Raw genomic sequence first — 14,415 nt, forward strand, 5'->3', positions numbered from 1 at the left:
ATCCCCGGCGGTGTCCGACCCGCCACTCGGACCGCTCTCACGCCCCGGACCGGGCGTACCTTCATTACTCGCACGGGCGACGTACGAGCATGCCCTTTCACGAGCGGGAGTTCATGAGCGGGACGCGCGGGACGATGGCGGTCGACTGGGAGGAGCGGATCGACGTGAAGCGGCTGCGGAGCGACCGTCACGAGCGCGCGCTCGACCGGATGCGCGAGGCCGGGCTCGGGAGCATGCTCCTCGTCGAGGATCCGAACATCCGGTACGTCACCGGCCTGGCCATGACCGGCGGGTCGGGCGCGGACCACTACTCGCTCCTGGTCGAGGACGGGACGGTCGTCCACTGGGACACCGCCGACCACGCCGCGAACGAGCGGTACAACTGCCCGTGGCTCTCCGACGTTCGGTACGCCTGTCCCGGCCTGGGCAACGTCCCTCGGGCGTCCGGACGCGACTCCGCTCGAGCGTTCCTCTTGGAGAAGATGGCCGAGACGGTCCGCGACGCCCTCGACGACTACGGCGTCGCCGACGAACCGATGGGCATCGACACCGGCCACGCCGGCCTCGTCGACACGTTCGAGTCGAACGGCGTCGAGGTCCGCCCCGCCGACTGTGCGGCCGTGATGGAGGACGCCCGCAAGACCAAGACCCGCGACGAGATCGAGTGCCTCAGACAGGTCGCGGCGATCTGCGAGGCGGGGTTTCAGGCGATCGTCGACGGGCTCCGACCCGGGAGGCGGGAGTCGGAGGTGTGGGCCGACGCCGTGGGTGAACTCTGGCGACACGGTGCGATGGTGCAGGGTGGCTATCTCACCTCCGGGCCGAACACGTGGCCGAAACACCAGGCCAACACCACCGACCGGCTGATCCGGCCGGGGGATCTAGTGTACGCCGACTTCTACAACATCGGGTACCTCGGGTACCGATCGTGTTACTATCGGACGTTCTCGGTGGGCGAGCCCACACGGGCCCAGAAAGACGCCTACGAGACCGCCCGCGACAACCTCTACCGCGTCCTGGACGCCATCGAACCGGGCGTCACGACCGCCGAGATCGCACGCGAGTTCCCCGACATGGACGGCGAACACGCCGACTGGTACGGCGCGGACGAACACTGGCAGCTCACTACGAACCACTGGGCGCACGGGCTCGGCCTCCAGCTGTACGAGGTGCCGCTGATCTGGCGTGGGCTCTCGCCCGACCACCCGATCGAGATCGAGGAGGGCATGACGATGGCCGTCGAGACCCAGGAACCCGCCGACCGACAGGGCGTCCGCGTCGAGGAGATGGTCGTCGTTCGCGACGACGGCGTCGAACTGCTCAGCCAGTGGCCCGTCGAGGAGATCACGGTCGTCGACTGACGAAATTATTGAAAGTCATTACTCAATTTAAGTGCGAAGCAACCGCGTCCCGTCGCTCGCTCGCGCCAGCGGTCCGACTCGGCCGTCGAGTCCGACCGACGGCGCACCGGCGTGAGCGCCTCTTCGAGCGGTTCGCTCACGTCGACGCGGTGTCTCGTGTCACCTCCGAGTCAGACCCGCGTGGGACGGGATTCGAGCCGTCGGTCACCGAGTTCGAGGTTCTGGACGCCCGTAACAGGGATTCAGCGGTTGCCATGGGGAGCGACCGGGCCCACTGCCGACGCCTGCGGATTGCTCCGTTCGGGGTTGAAATAAGTGAGTAAGGAATTCTGTGGAGTTACTCCCAGGGGACCGACCGCGCCTGGAGTTCGCCGACGAGGTCTTCACCCATCGCGGCCGCCGGGTCGGGGTGGTTCGCCAGCGCCCACATCAGTTTCACCTTGGCGGTGCCGGGGAGGGTGTCGCCGGCTTCGACGACGCCCGCGTCGAGGAGGTCGCGCCCGGTGTCGTAGACGCGGTCGCAGACGCGGCCGGAGAGACACTGGCTCGTCATCGCCACGACGGTACCGTCGTCGACGAGGTCCGCCAGAACGGGAATGAAGTCGGTGTGGACGTGCCCGAGGCCCGTCCCCTCGACGACGAGCCCGTCCAGATCGGCGCTCCGGAGGAAGTCGGCGTACCGATCGAGGTCCATCCCGGGGGTGAACTTCAGCAGGTCGACGTCCTCGTTCAGGTCGTCGTGGAGCGCGAGGTCGCGGTCGCCCCGCTCTACGTACGAGTGCCGCCACTCGATCTCCTCGGTCTCGTAGTCGACCTCGCCGAGGGGGCGCGCGCCGACGGTCTCGAAGGCGTCCCGCCGGGAGGTGTGGTTCTTCCTGACTCTTGTTCCGCGGTGGAGCGCACAGGCCGTGTCGGACTGGCTCGCGTGCATGCAGATGAGCACCTCAGCACAGTCGCTCTTGGCGGCCTCGACCGCACACACCGCGTTCATCACGTTGTCCGACGAGGGCCGGTCCGCCGAACGCTGGCTCCCGGTGAAGACGATGGGGACGGGCGTATCGAGCATCAACGCCATCGCCGTCGCCGAGAACTGCATCGTGTCCGTGCCGTGCATCACGACCACGCCGTCCGCGCCGGCGTCGATCTCCTCGTGGATCGCCCGCGCCAGCTCCTGCCAGATCCCCGGATCCATGTTCTCCGAGAGGATGTTGGCGACGACGCGGCCGCGGTAGTTCGCCCGGCCCGCGAGATCCGGTACGGCCCTGAGCACGTCCTCGGCGGTGAACTGCGCGGTCACCGCGCCCGTCCGGTAGTCGACCGTGGAGGCGATCGTCCCGCCGGTCGAGATGAGCGAGACGGTGGGGAGGTCGTCGTCGAACTCGATCTCCGAGGAGGTGTCGCCGTCCTGGGCGCTCTCGATGTCGTAGACGCCGCGTTCGAGCACCTCGACGTCGCTGTCGTCCCTGCTAACGCCCACGTTGTACCCGCCGTCGAGTTTGACGACGAGCGTCTCGGGCGTCGACGAGGGAAGGAGGACGCCCTCGTCCGTGACGCCCGCGCGAGTGACGCGGACGCGGTCTCCTGGGTTCATACGCCGAGATATCGTGGGGGCGGACTTGAATCCCACCGATCGAGCCGAGCGACGCGATCGGCCGACAGTCCGGCACCGTCGATGGTCCCCGACTCGTCGTGGGCGCTCTCGACCGGCGGGAACGCCGAGTGACGGACCTGCCGGAGTCCCCGGTGTGCGGCGAAACGCTTCGCTCTCCCCCCTGGCGGCTGTCGTCGTCCGCCTTTGCCCGCTGCTCCGGCCGTCGACAGACTCGACGCGAGAGTCCTCCGTCCCACCACCGTCGGATATCTCCCGCCACCCCGACACCTCGACACGCTACTTCTCGGGACACAAGAGCCATACACCCCGCGCTCTGATCGTTTCGTATGCAACGGAGCGACGAGTCCGAACAGTCCGTCGACGAACTACTCGCCGACGTCGAGCGGCTGACCGACGACGACATGACCGACGGCGTGAGCGACGACGGGGGGCGATCGGAGCCGTCAGCCGCCACGTCGACGCGCGGCGGTCCCGGCGGCTCGTCGGTTCGTGACCGACTCGGCGGCCTCTTCTCGCCCCGGACGTTCCTCATCGCGCTCGTGCTCTCGGTCGGGGCGGTCGTCGTGGGCGGGTCGATCCCCCTGTTGGGCTTCGTCGGCCGTCTCGTCGGCCTGTTCGCCGTCGCCTTCCTCGTCGGCGTCGTCGGGAGCGACCGCCACTACCTCGAAGTCGGCCTCGCGGGCGCGCTCGCCTCGGGGCTCGGCTTCGTCGTGAGCACGCTCACCTCCGCGTTCTTCCCGTTCGCCGTCCGACTCCTCTCGGAGTACGGCATCGCGATCGCCGGGGTCGGGGCCGGCGTGGGCGCGCTCGCGGCGCTCGTCGGCCACTACGTCGGGCGGGACCTCCGCGACGGGCTCACCCGGGAGCTGTAACCGGATCGCTGGAGGCGACGCCGCGGCTCACTCGACGACGTGCCACTCGTCGCCGTGCTGTTCGGCGAGGCCACGCTCGGCCAGCGCGTGCAGCGCCCGCTCGACGTCGTCGGCCGCGGTGTCGACCTCCCCGGCGATCCCCTCCGGGGTCCGCTTCCCCGTGGCGACCGCCGCGAGCACCTCGGCGTAGAACCGCGAGTCCGAGTTGGCACCGATCCGCTCGTTCAACCGGTCGAGCACGTCCGTGAGCCGGCCGTGGACGTACCGCTGGGCGAGCGAGAGCTCGTTTTCGAGGTCTTCGAGTCGGGCGAGTTCGCTCGCGAGGCTCGCGAGCGAGTCGCCGTTCTCCGAGGGGACGTCGATCGAGACGTGCGGACACCGCCCGGACATGTCCAGGCTCGGACTCGCCGGATAGGCGCTCTTCGCCCCGAAGCCGTACCGCGAGACGTTCACTTCGAGGCGGATGTCCCGGGAGATGTGGAAGTACTTCCGGCGCTGGTCGTCCGTCCGTGACTCGACGAGGCCGGCCTCTTCGAGCTTTCGGAGGTGGTCGATGACCGCTTTGGGCGAGACTCCGAGATACTCACTGATCTCGGTCACATAACACGGTTTGTGTGCGAGTAGGCGGAGGATGCGCCGCCGGTTCTCGTTGCCGAGGAGATCGAGAAGAACCGCGGAGTCCATTGAGCGAAGCTACGCGTCTGACGCTCAAAAGGTTGACTCCCTCGGATCGACCGCCCGACAGCGTCCGGATCGGCGGCTCAGACGGCCTCGATCCGGTCGAAGACGCGGGCGGCCACCGCGACCGAGAACACCGACAGCGCCAGGGTAACGACGACGAGCACGGCCCCCGGCTCGTAACGGAGCGGCGGGTAGTAGCCGAAGCCGTAGTCGAAGACGTCGTTCACGAGGAGCGCGACGAGCGCGAACGCGAGCGCCCCGCGCGTCGTCCGCCCGTAGTGGGGGATCAAGAACGCTTCGAGGACGAACCCGAGGTGGGTGAGGGTGATCCCCCAGTAGTCCCACAGCGCCGCCCCCGAGAAGCCGACGTACAGATCGGGGCGGAGCGAAAGCGCCACGCCCGTCCACAGCCCGTACTTCACGAGCCAGACGAACGCGAGCGTGTGGAGATACGCCAGCGGGCGGTTCGTCGGGGCGTCGCGGACGGGCCGACCGAGGTTCGGCAGCAGCGTCGCCATCGAGAGCGTCACCAGCGCGAGCGCCGTGGGGGAGTCGCCGAACAGCGGGTACAGAAAGGTCGGCAGGTCCGCGAGCGAGGGGTCGGAGTGGACGTAGAAACTGACACCGACCAGAAAGGCGCTTGCGTTGAGCGCGAGGAAGGTGACGAGGCTGGGGCCGTTACCCAGGTACTCCTGCACGTAGCGCTCGGGGACGAGAGCCATCGTTTCGTCCCTGGCGTCGCCCCGAGAAAACCGTGGCGTTTGCGCGCTCCCCGCGGACGTGCTCGCGGCGTCCGTCGGTCGCGGGTCGCGCTCACTCCGCGTCTTCCTCGCCGAGCGCACGCGCCGCCCGCCGGTCCGCCGTCTCGATCCGCCGACCGGCGACGCGCCCCGCCGGCTGTGGCACCGCGTCCTCCTCGACGAGCGCCGCGATCGTCGCGAGAGTCTCGCGGAGTTCCCGGAGCGCCGTCTCGGTCGCCGCCCGGTCGCCGTCGACCGCCGCCGCGTTCGCGGCCTCGGCCTGGGCGACGGCCGTGTCGAACAACTGGCGGAGTCGCTCCGCGATCGACCCGACGATGACCGGCGCGTCGGCCGCGGGCGTGGCTGTCGGCGTCCGTGTCTCGGTCGCGGTCGGCGTGGCAGTCCGTGTCCCGGTCGCGGTCGACGTGGCAGTCCGTGTCCCGGTCGCGGTCGACGTCGAGGTGTCGTCTGCGTCCTCGTCCTCCGCGTTCTCGCCTGTGGCGGTCTTCTCGCTCTCGTCGTCATCCGCCTCGGCCGTCCCGTCGCTCGGTGCCTCGGTCGGCGTCGACTCCGCCGCATCGTCACCCCGGGGTGTCGACTCCGCCGACTCCGATTCGCTCTGGTCGTCCTCCGGGTCCGCCGGGCGCGCACCGCCACGACGGAGCAGCCGCTCGACGGTCGCGCGGGTCTCGGTCAGGTAGTCGACGAGGAACCGAGTCACGCCGGCGACGCCCGTCCGGGCGTTCGCGACCTCGGCGGCCTCCTGGTTCGGACCGGGGTTGACGCGCTCGACGCTCGTCTCGCCCCGCTCGTCGGTCACCTCGACGACGTATCCGCCCGCGCGGTGGACGTACACGCCGGCCCGCCCGTCGGACTCGGCCGGGCGCGCGTCGTACACTCGTCCCGCCCGGTCGTCGTCGACGCGGACGCGGCGCGCGCCGCCGCGGTCGGTCGCGTCGACCGCCAGTTTCACCGCGTCCTCGTTCGGGACGAGTCCGATACGGCCGTCGCTTCCGAGGCGGGCGGGCCTCGTGCCGCCCTCGGGGGCGTCGGGTGTCGGCTCCCCGGTCGTGGCGGTCGCCGTCGCGGCCTCGGTGGTGGTCGACGCCTCGCCGCCCGCGTCTCCCACCTGGATCCGCTGTGCGTACGGCGCGTACCCCGGGCCGTTGACTGTGAGCGTGTGCTCGCCGGGGTCGACGTCGACGAAGGCGACGGTCCCGCCGAACGTCGGAACCGCGACCGGATCCGAGGCGAGTTGGGCCACCAGTTCGACCGGCGGCGCGCTCAGCGTCACCCCGTCCTCGACGCCGTCGGCCGGGGCGACCGTCTGAACCTGCCCGACGACGGTCTCGCCACGGTCGCCGGGAGCGAGGCCGAACCGCTCGGCGATCGCCGCACGGTGGTCGTCGTCGGTCACGTCCGCGAGCGGGTCGTCGTACCGCGGCTGGTCCCACGGCGTCGACGTCGTCGTGATGTGCGACGAGATCGCGTCCTCGGCGAACTGCGGAACGAGAAACTCGAAACTCAACTGCGGTCCGGTGAACGCCGCGATCTCCTCGAGTTCCGCGGTCGGGACGAGCGCGTACGTCTCGTCGACCGCCGCGTCTCCGTCGCCCCCATCGTCGCGGCCGTCGGGACCGAACACCGGCCCCGGTTCGCGGAGCGGCAACCCCGTCGGCGGCCGGGCGAGGTCGGTGAACGACCGGACCGTCAGCTCCGCGGGAACGAGGTCGGCCGCCGAGACGTTGGGGAGTTCGGGGTGGTCCGTGACGGGCGCACCGTCGAGTTCGGGGACGACGTACGGGAGGCGGAGCCCCTCGTCGCGCGGGAGCCCGTAGGCGAAGGGGATCGCGGCCTCGTCCGTCAGCGTCGAGAGCACGCCGTTCGTCACGTCGGCCGAGAGGCCGTCGATCGAGACGCGCTGGAACGTGTCGCGCTGGTCGTTCACGCCGAGCGCCGACGAGTGTGAGCCGACCTCGCTGATGACCGCCGGCGCCCGCGGCGGGTCGAGGAACTCGTTGTTCGGCACCGTCCGCGAGTGGGCGCTCGCCGCGTACAACGCCGGTTCCTCGATGTCGCGGTCGACGAACACCTGCAGGAGCTCCCAGTCGTGCCAGTGGAAGTTGACGGAGAACTGGTCGAACGCCGAGTAGACCCAGTACTGGACGACGGCGAGGCGATCGGTGTACGTGAGGACGTGGTAGAACACGGTCGGGTCGGGCGCGGGCGTGTCCGACCCGGCTTTCGCCGCGGCGTAGCCGTCGAGCGCGTCGAAGCCCCGCACGACCGTCTCGCCGTCGACTTCGCTGGTGTACGGGCGAGGATCCGTCGGGAACCACCGTTCGCGCCGGCCGAAGTAGAAGGTCGGGGCGAACGCCTCGGCGAGCCGTCGCGCCTCGTCGCCCGCGACGGGGGTCGTCTCCGGCGGCGTCCCGTCGGGAGGCCGCGTGGTGTCCGTCGTAGGCCTGTCGGCGTCTCCGTCTCCATCCCCGTTGCCACCGAGGAGCGCGGCTCCGCCCGCGACGCCGACGCCCGCGAGGGCGGCCCCGCCGAGGAGCGCGCGGCGACTGAGCGGGAGACCCGCAGTCGCGGCCGTCTCTGTGTCGCCGTCCGCCGGCTCTTCGTCGCGCCCGGGACCGTCGACACCGCCGCCACCGCCGTCGGGGACCATCGTGTGCACCGTGGTCGGCGTCGGCCGGTAAGTCTCTGTTGGCTTCGATCGGGGGCGAGTCGGGCAGCCGGACTGCGGCGAAGCGACGCGTCGGCACCGCTCGGCGAAGCGACACGTAGTTACCGCTCGGCGGTGAGCACTCGGGTATGCAGGCAGCGCTCGTCATCCTCGACGGTTGGGGGCTCGGTGACCACGACCGACGCGACGCGGTCAAGGCGGCCGACACGCCCAACTTCGACCGGTTCGCCGACCACGGCGCGTACAGCACGCTCGACGTCTCCGGCAGGCGGGTCGGCCTCCCCGAGGGGCAGATGGGCAACAGCGAGGTCGGCCACCTCAACATCGGAGCCGGCAGGGTTGTCAAACAGGCGTACACCCGCATCGAGGACGCCATCGCCGAGGGCTCGTTCGCCGAGAACCCCGCGATCAGTTCGGCGTTCGACCACGCCGCCGAACACGACAGCAGGGTCCACTTCATGGGGCTCGTCTCCGACGGCGGCGTCCACTCCGAACAGGGCCACCTCCACGCGCTCGTCGACATCGCGGCCGACAGAGGGGTCGAGGCCGTCACCCACGCGTTCATGGACGGACGCGACACCGACCCTCACGGTGGCCGGCACTACCTCGCCGACCTTGAAGCGCACGCCGCCGACCGCGGGACGGGCGACGTCGCCACCGTCTCGGGCCGCTACTACGCGATGGACCGCGATCGGAACTGGGAGCGGACGAAACGCGCGTACGACGCGATCGTCGACCGCGAGGCGGAGTTTTCGGCCACGACGGCGGTCGAGGCTGTCGAGGCGTCGTACGACCGCGGCGACACCGACGAGTTCGTCGAGCCCACGCTCGTCGAGGGCGGGCCCGCGCTCGAAGACGGCGACGCGGTCGTCTTCTTCAACTTCCGGCCGGACCGCGCCCGCCAGCTCGTCCGACTGCTCGGCGACGTCGACCCCGAGTGGCCGTTCGATACCTCGCCGCCGGAGATCGAACTCGTGACGCTGACCGAGTACGACCAGACGTTCGACTTCCCCGTCGCCTTCCCGCCGAACGAGCCCGAGGACACGCTCGGCGAGGTTCTCTCTCACGCTGGTAAGACCCAGCTCCGCCTCGCCGAGTCCGAGAAGTACGCTCACGTCACCTACTTCCTCAACGGCGGCCGCGAGGTCGAGTTCGACGGCGAGACCCGGCGGATCATCCAGTCGCCAGACGTGCCGACGTACGATCACCAGCCCGAGATGAGCGCCGAGACGGTCACGGACACCGCGATCGAGATCGTCGACGCCGACGATCCGGACGTGCTCGTGCTCAACTACGCCAACCCCGACATGGTGGGACACACCGGCGACTTCGACGCCGCGGTCACCGCGGTCGAGGCCGTCGATGCGCAACTCGGACGGCTCGTCGCCGCGGTCGAGGCGGCGGGCGGCCACGTCCTCGTCACCGCCGACCACGGCAACGCCGACGACATGGGCACGCCCGACAAGCCCCACACCGCCCACACGACAAACCCCGTGCCCATCGTCTACCTCGCGCCCGACGGCTCCGCGGGTGGGCGGTCGCTCCGGGCGGGCGGGTCGCTCTGCGATCTCGCGCCGACGCTGTTGGAACTCGTCGGCGTCGACCAGCCGGCGGCGATGACGGGCGAGTCGCTCCTCGAATAGTCACTCGGCGTCGACGCCGGGAATCGGCTCGTCCGCCCGCCGGAAGAACGCGCGGTACACCGGACCTGCGAGGAGGAGCGCCGCGGCGAGGCCGGCGGCGACGACAACCCGGAGGTCGACCGTCCCGAGCGACGCGTCGGCGAGGGAGTCGAGCGACGTGCCGGCGAGCACGCCGGCGAGGGCCCACGGCAGTTCCCCGACGGTCGTGCCGACGACGAACGTCGGCAGCGACACTCCGGAGACGCCCGCGGCGGCCGAGACGACGTCCGACGGTGCAGGGAGGAGCCGCGAGCCGACCACGCTCCGGAGCCCGCCGGCCTCGCTCACGACGCGCTCGCCCGCGCCGGCGACCCACGACTCGCGGCCGAGGTGGCGGGCGACGACGAACGGCGGGACGCTCGTCAGCGTGATGAGCGCGAGCGCGTACGGTAGCCCCAGGACGCCGTAGCCGTAGCCGGCGGCGACGGCCAGGAGCGTCGTGGGCCAGGCGACGAGCGGGCGGAGGAGCGCCACTATCAACAGGGCCACGCCGAACCGGAGCGGGTCGGCGGCGAGCCACGCCAGCCGGGCGAGCGTCGCCCGCGGCGCGACGAGCGCCGCCGCGACGACGACGGCGAGGACCCCGCCCCCGACCAACAGGCGCGACCGTGGCATACGCGACGTGTCCCGACGGGAGGGTATACGCTTTGTGCTCGTTCCTCCTCGCCTGGACCCGACCACGAACCTACCTCGCTCTCGACGCGAACGCACACGCGCCGTCGCGGTCGCCAGGCAGTGTCAACGATCGACTGACACGTATATGTCCCTCGGCGTCGTATTACTGTCGATCCGAGAGGTGATCTCATGACACAACGCAGGACCGAGCGTCGATCGTCGAGGCGTGTACGGCCGTCTCGGACCCGTTCGAGGTGGGTCACCGTGAGAGCCGGGCCGATGTCGTGACCGCGGAGTCGCGGACCGACACGGACAGCGAGATCGACGTGGGGACGCCGGCTTGGTCGGTGCCACCGGAGGACTCACAGCAGTCGAGTGACTCGACCGGGGAGGACCGTCGCACGCGACCGACCGGGCGGTGGCACGACGTGCTGTTGCTCCGGGTGGTCGTCCTCGTCGCCGTGCTCGGGGTACTCCTCGCGGCGTTCGGGATCGTCACGGAACTGACCGCGTCGGTTCCGGTCATCGTCCTGGCAGTCGGTGTCGCGGGCGGTATCGCCGGCGGGGCGCTGTCCCGTCTCACCCCTCGGCCACGACGGCCGACACAGCCGTGGTCCACGCCGGCGGTCGCGTTCGTCACCGGGCTGGTCGCGGCGGGCGGTGTCACGGCGGTGCTCCTCGTGGCGGGGTCGCTCCCGTCGCTCGTCGCCGTCGGCCTCGTCACCGGCGCGCTCACGGCGGTGTTGATTCACCCGCCGGCGTACCGCTGGGAATCCGTGGCCGGCGAGCAGTACTCGGCGATCGACGCGTACCGTCGCGTCGTCGAGCGCCACGAGCGACGACTGAACGAGGCGGTCGCGGACCGAACCGCGTCGGACGGCTCCGGTGCCGATCTGCCGGCGATCGAACGGCAGGCTCGAAAGGGGAGACGAGCGATCGAGGCGAGTAAGGCGAGCCTCGCGGTCGCGGAGAAGGCGGTCGACGAGCGTCGCACGAACGACTTCCTCCAGCACTACTATACGGCGAAGCGACAGTTCATCCCGCTCCGGCTGACGATCGCCGCGCTGGAGGCGGGACCCGGCAGTTCCGAGCCACAACTGGAAGTCAGTCTCACCGTGTCGGACGGCCCGACCACCCTCACCCACACGTCCGGACGCGGGGGAAAGACCGAAGCGGCGTGGTTGCTGACGCAGTGCAACCGCCTCCTGAACCTCGCGGAGAGCCGACTGGGGGCGCGCGAGGTCGCGTACGTTCGACGGCTCCTGACCACGACGGACGGCCGTGTGAAACCCGACGTTGACGAGAGCGCGGTCATGGAGGCGGCGATGGTTCTCCAGGACGCGTACCGTCGACGAGGACAGCGGCTTCGGACCCTCTCGCGGCTGCTGCGCGTCGGCATCCTCACCGGCGTCGTCGGCCTCGTCGTCCTGTTGTCGGTCGTTCCGATCCCTGCGGTGGCGGCGTCGATTCCGCAGGTCGCCCTGTTCGGCCTGTTCGGGGCGACGACGAGCACGATCCTCTCCCTACGGGCGGTCTCGACACGGATCGACACCGATCCGTCGCTCCCCGACCCGAGCATCGATCTCGAGATGACGATCGCCCGCCTGCTGTTCGGGGTGATCGCGGCGATCGCGCTCTACGTCATGCTCGTCGGTGGCGTCCTCAACCCGGCGCTCGTCACCGAGAGCGGCGGCGGTGGGCTCGTCCTGGCGGTCGCGTTCGCCGCCGGGTTCTCGGAACGGCTGCTGGTGAACGCGACCGAGCGGTTCGTCGACACGGTCGGGGACGGCGACTGACCCGAGCGGCTCTCGTCGCAAACACCGGCCGGACGCCGCGTCCCCGGGGAGAGCGCGGAACGCTTATTCCCGCGACCGAAGAACGCCGAGACGTGACCGAGCGCTCCGACCGGGTCGAACTCGCGCTCGACCTGCTCGCCCACCTCGAAACCGACGAACTTCCCCTCGCGGACGTCGTCGACCGCATCGAGACGGTCACGACCGACCCCTCGCTCACTCGCGAGATCCTCGACAGGGCGGAGATGAGAGGCATCATCGACCGCGAGGGAGCGCGCGTCCGGACGCGACGCGGCGGCACGTTCGTCCGCTTCGACAGCCAGGTCGTCGTCAGAGAGGGAGAGTTCGAGTGTCGTCGCTGCGGGGCCGGGCTGTCGACCGGCCACTTCGTCCGGTTCGACGCGGGCGAACTCGGGCCGTTCGGCTCCTCGTGTGTGCGGAAGGTACTCGGCCGCGACTGACGACTCAGAGGCGATTGCGGAGTTCGACGATGAGCCGTTCGATAAGCTCCTCCTGCCGGGCGATGCGCTCGTTCTGCGCCTCGACGCTCTCGCGGAGCGCCTCGACCTCGGCGGCCAGCGCCGCGAGTTCGTCGTCTCGCGCCCCCGGATCGGCGCTCGACCGGCTCTCGCCATCGTCCTGTGGACCGAGCAGGTCGCCGGTCTCGATGGTGTCGAGCCCGCTGGTCCGCTCGTCGTCGTCCCGATCCGCTTCCGACTCTCCCGCCGACTCGGCGGTCCGGGTCGATCCGTCGGTCTCCCCGTCCGTCGGCTCCGCCGCCGTCGTGCCCGCCCTTTCGGCGGCCTCCCCCTCGTCAGGGGTCGTCTCGGACGGTGCGGTCGCGCCGGTGGCGTTGGCCGCGTCGGCGGTCAGTGGCTCCCCGTCGGTGTCACCTCCGGCCGACGGCGTGGGGGCCGCGTCGACCGCCTCGCGCTCGCGTTCGTCGGTATCGGCGTCTTCGTCGTTCCTGGTCGCGTTCGCCGGCTGTTCGGCGAGTTCACCGGGGTTGACCGACAGCGGCGTCGGCCCGTCGCCGAACGACACCGTCGACGAGCGGGGTTCGTCCGCGGCGTCGGCGTCGGGCGCGAACCGTTCGCGGAGTTCGGCGACGCTGTCGACGCCGTGGTGGGCGAGGACGACCTCGGTCAGGCGCTCGCGGACCTCCCGTGCCCGCTCGTTCGGCGCTTTGAACCGCTCTTGCCGCCCGGCGAGCGTGAGGACGACCGTCGTGGCGACGCTTCCCTCCTCGAACGCGAGGTCGGTGACGTCGTCGTAGTGGAACTCCTCGAACTCCTCGTCCCACACCGCGTTGCCGATGTGTTTCACGAGGCGGTCGCTCGTGATGACGAGCGTGAGTTCCGAGAAGCGGAACGTCTCCTTGATCGTCTCGCCGGGGTCCGTGACGCCCACGGCGTTGAGCGTTCCCGCGAGCACCGGGTGCAGCGCCCTGTCGACCGTCTTCGAGGGGACCGTCATGGTCCGTTCGCCGTCGAGCCCGTAGTCCAGCGTCACCGTGGACTTGCGACGCCCCGGCGAGACGGTGATCCGCTCGGCACCGTGGGGGTACTCCTCGACCGACTCGTCGGAGAGGAGTTTGTCGGCGTGGTAGAGGATCGTCCGCGTCGGCGTGACGAACAGGGCGTCGTCGCCGAGATCGACGCGGGCGGCGACCCCTTCATCGCCGAGCGCCGACTGGACGATGTCCGGGCGTGTCATGGTTTCCACGTCCCGGTCGGTCGGCATAAATCCGTGGGTGGGGGTATCAAAAGGCGAGGCCCGCAGGAACACCGCCGTCAGACGCTCGTCCGCCGTTCGCACGCCGGTCGGTCGCGACCGGCCGCGCCGACTCGTCGCGCGACGCCGCGCCGGTGCCGGGGGAGTGCGATCACATCCGATCGACGGCGATGGCGGGTCCCCACACGCCGCATGATGGCATACGACTCGCCCGACGAGGATAGGAAGGTTGAAGGGCAGGACCGCAGTACGGCAGAGTGAGGCCGGGTGGCTTAGCTGGACATAGCGCCGCACTCATAGGGTTCTGAGATTCGGTGCGGTACCGCCTTGGAAGCCTCCGTCACCCCACGGGGCCTGCCGAGCCTCGGACCTGGGCCATGCGGAGATCGCGGGTTCGGAGCCCGCCCCGGCCATGTTCTCGGACGAGTCCTCGCGTCAGCGAGTAACGAGTCTCCACGGACCGGCCGTGACGCGGGCGGAGAACCCGGAACGGTCGCCGCGAGCGTCACCGAGCGGTGAGTCGGCGGAGACGGACGGAAGCGACGGACCGAGAGTGGTCGCCAGGGCGGTGGGACCACGATCCTCCCCAGCCGACTCGCCCACTCGCTCCCGCCGGTCGCTCGATCGCTCGTCCCT

At 70.4% G+C, this 14,415-nt stretch carries 11 protein-coding genes and 1 tRNA gene; 6 read left to right on the forward strand and 6 right to left on the reverse strand.

Features of this window, described 5'->3' with window-relative positions; translation table 11 throughout:
* The first annotated feature begins 113 nt into the window (after positions 1-113).
* The gene (locus NKJ07_RS02080) at positions 114-1,361 is read left to right on the forward strand and encodes a M24 family metallopeptidase (protein ID WP_318570520.1); all 1,248 of its coding nucleotides are present in this window, start codon (positions 114-116) and stop codon (positions 1,359-1,361) included.
* 337 nt (positions 1,362-1,698) lie between these two features.
* On the opposite strand, the gene gatD is transcribed toward NKJ07_RS02080, so the two are convergent.
* Positions 1,699-2,952 carry a Glu-tRNA(Gln) amidotransferase subunit GatD gene (gene gatD / locus NKJ07_RS02085; RefSeq protein WP_318568941.1) on the reverse strand — a complete coding sequence of 418 codons (1,254 nt, stop codon included), beginning with the start codon at positions 2,950-2,952 and terminating at the stop codon, positions 1,699-1,701.
* A 347-nt stretch (positions 2,953-3,299) separates the two neighbouring features.
* Here gatD and NKJ07_RS02090 point away from each other — a divergent pair, with 347 nt between their 5' ends.
* On the forward strand, positions 3,300-3,845 hold the full coding sequence (locus tag NKJ07_RS02090) for a hypothetical protein (protein ID WP_318568942.1): 546 nt from the start codon (positions 3,300-3,302) through the stop codon (positions 3,843-3,845).
* A gap of 27 nt (positions 3,846-3,872) precedes the next feature.
* Here the strand turns inward: NKJ07_RS02090 and NKJ07_RS02095 are convergent, their stop codons facing one another.
* From NKJ07_RS02095 to NKJ07_RS02105, 3 genes are all read right to left on the reverse strand, one after another.
* The gene (locus NKJ07_RS02095; RefSeq protein ID WP_318568943.1) at positions 3,873-4,529 is read right to left on the reverse strand and encodes a metalloregulator ArsR/SmtB family transcription factor; all 657 of its coding nucleotides are present in this window, start codon (positions 4,527-4,529) and stop codon (positions 3,873-3,875) included.
* 77 nt (positions 4,530-4,606) lie between these two features.
* A complete protein-coding gene (locus NKJ07_RS02100; protein ID WP_318568944.1) occupies positions 4,607-5,248 on the reverse strand; it encodes a DUF1405 domain-containing protein in 642 nt (213 codons plus the stop codon).
* Between the two features lie 91 nt (positions 5,249-5,339).
* Positions 5,340-7,937: a hypothetical protein gene (locus tag NKJ07_RS02105; protein WP_318568945.1), complete on the reverse strand. Its 2,598-nt coding sequence runs from the start codon at positions 7,935-7,937 to the stop codon at positions 5,340-5,342.
* A gap of 146 nt (positions 7,938-8,083) precedes the next feature.
* Between NKJ07_RS02105 and gpmI the strand changes: the two genes are divergently transcribed.
* Entirely contained in the window at positions 8,084-9,598 is a 1,515-nt protein-coding gene (gene gpmI, locus NKJ07_RS02110; RefSeq protein WP_318568946.1) for a 2,3-bisphosphoglycerate-independent phosphoglycerate mutase, read from the forward strand.
* Here gpmI and NKJ07_RS02115 read toward each other — a convergent pair whose 3' ends face one another.
* Positions 9,599-10,252, reverse strand: coding sequence for a TVP38/TMEM64 family protein (locus tag NKJ07_RS02115; RefSeq protein WP_318568947.1), 654 nt, complete (start codon positions 10,250-10,252; stop codon positions 9,599-9,601). It lies immediately after the preceding gene.
* A gap of 254 nt (positions 10,253-10,506) precedes the next feature.
* Here NKJ07_RS02115 and NKJ07_RS02120 point away from each other — a divergent pair, with 254 nt between their 5' ends.
* Positions 10,507-12,048, forward strand: coding sequence for a hypothetical protein (locus tag NKJ07_RS02120; RefSeq protein ID WP_318568948.1), 1,542 nt, complete (start codon positions 10,507-10,509; stop codon positions 12,046-12,048).
* A gap of 92 nt (positions 12,049-12,140) precedes the next feature.
* Positions 12,141-12,506: a DUF5830 family protein gene (locus tag NKJ07_RS02125; RefSeq protein WP_318568949.1), complete on the forward strand. Its 366-nt coding sequence runs from the start codon at positions 12,141-12,143 to the stop codon at positions 12,504-12,506.
* A gap of 4 nt (positions 12,507-12,510) precedes the next feature.
* Here NKJ07_RS02125 and NKJ07_RS02130 read toward each other — a convergent pair whose 3' ends face one another.
* Positions 12,511-13,761, reverse strand: coding sequence for a DUF7115 domain-containing protein (locus tag NKJ07_RS02130; RefSeq protein ID WP_318568950.1), 1,251 nt, complete (start codon positions 13,759-13,761; stop codon positions 12,511-12,513).
* A gap of 279 nt (positions 13,762-14,040) precedes the next feature.
* Here NKJ07_RS02130 and NKJ07_RS02135 point away from each other — a divergent pair.
* Positions 14,041-14,192 (forward strand) — tRNA-Met (locus NKJ07_RS02135).
* Positions 14,193-14,415: the final 223 nt, after the last annotated feature.

Origin of the sequence: Salinigranum marinum, from assembly GCF_024228675.1 — an archaeon.
GTDB classification, from domain to species: Archaea; Halobacteriota; Halobacteria; order Halobacteriales; family Haloferacaceae; genus Salinigranum; species Salinigranum marinum.

What these genes read in the sequence shown, in the direction of transcription:
- NKJ07_RS02080 (WP_318570520.1), top strand. Translation starts at nt 114, where the DNA reads ATGAGCGGGACGCGCGGGACGATGGCGGTCGACTGGGAGGAGCGGATC.
- gatD (WP_318568941.1), bottom strand. Translation starts at nt 2,952, where the DNA reads ATGAACCCAGGAGACCGCGTCCGCGTCACTCGCGCGGGCGTCACGGAC.
- NKJ07_RS02090 (WP_318568942.1), top strand. Translation starts at nt 3,300, where the DNA reads ATGCAACGGAGCGACGAGTCCGAACAGTCCGTCGACGAACTACTCGCC.
- NKJ07_RS02095 (WP_318568943.1), bottom strand. Translation starts at nt 4,529, where the DNA reads ATGGACTCCGCGGTTCTTCTCGATCTCCTCGGCAACGAGAACCGGCGG.
- NKJ07_RS02100 (WP_318568944.1), bottom strand. Translation starts at nt 5,248, where the DNA reads ATGGCTCTCGTCCCCGAGCGCTACGTGCAGGAGTACCTGGGTAACGGC.
- NKJ07_RS02105 (WP_318568945.1), bottom strand. Translation starts at nt 7,937, where the DNA reads ATGGTCCCCGACGGCGGTGGCGGCGGTGTCGACGGTCCCGGGCGCGAC.
- gpmI (WP_318568946.1), top strand. Translation starts at nt 8,084, where the DNA reads ATGCAGGCAGCGCTCGTCATCCTCGACGGTTGGGGGCTCGGTGACCAC.
- NKJ07_RS02115 (WP_318568947.1), bottom strand. Translation starts at nt 10,252, where the DNA reads ATGCCACGGTCGCGCCTGTTGGTCGGGGGCGGGGTCCTCGCCGTCGTC.
- NKJ07_RS02130 (WP_318568950.1), bottom strand. Translation starts at nt 13,761, where the DNA reads ATGACACGCCCGGACATCGTCCAGTCGGCGCTCGGCGATGAAGGGGTC.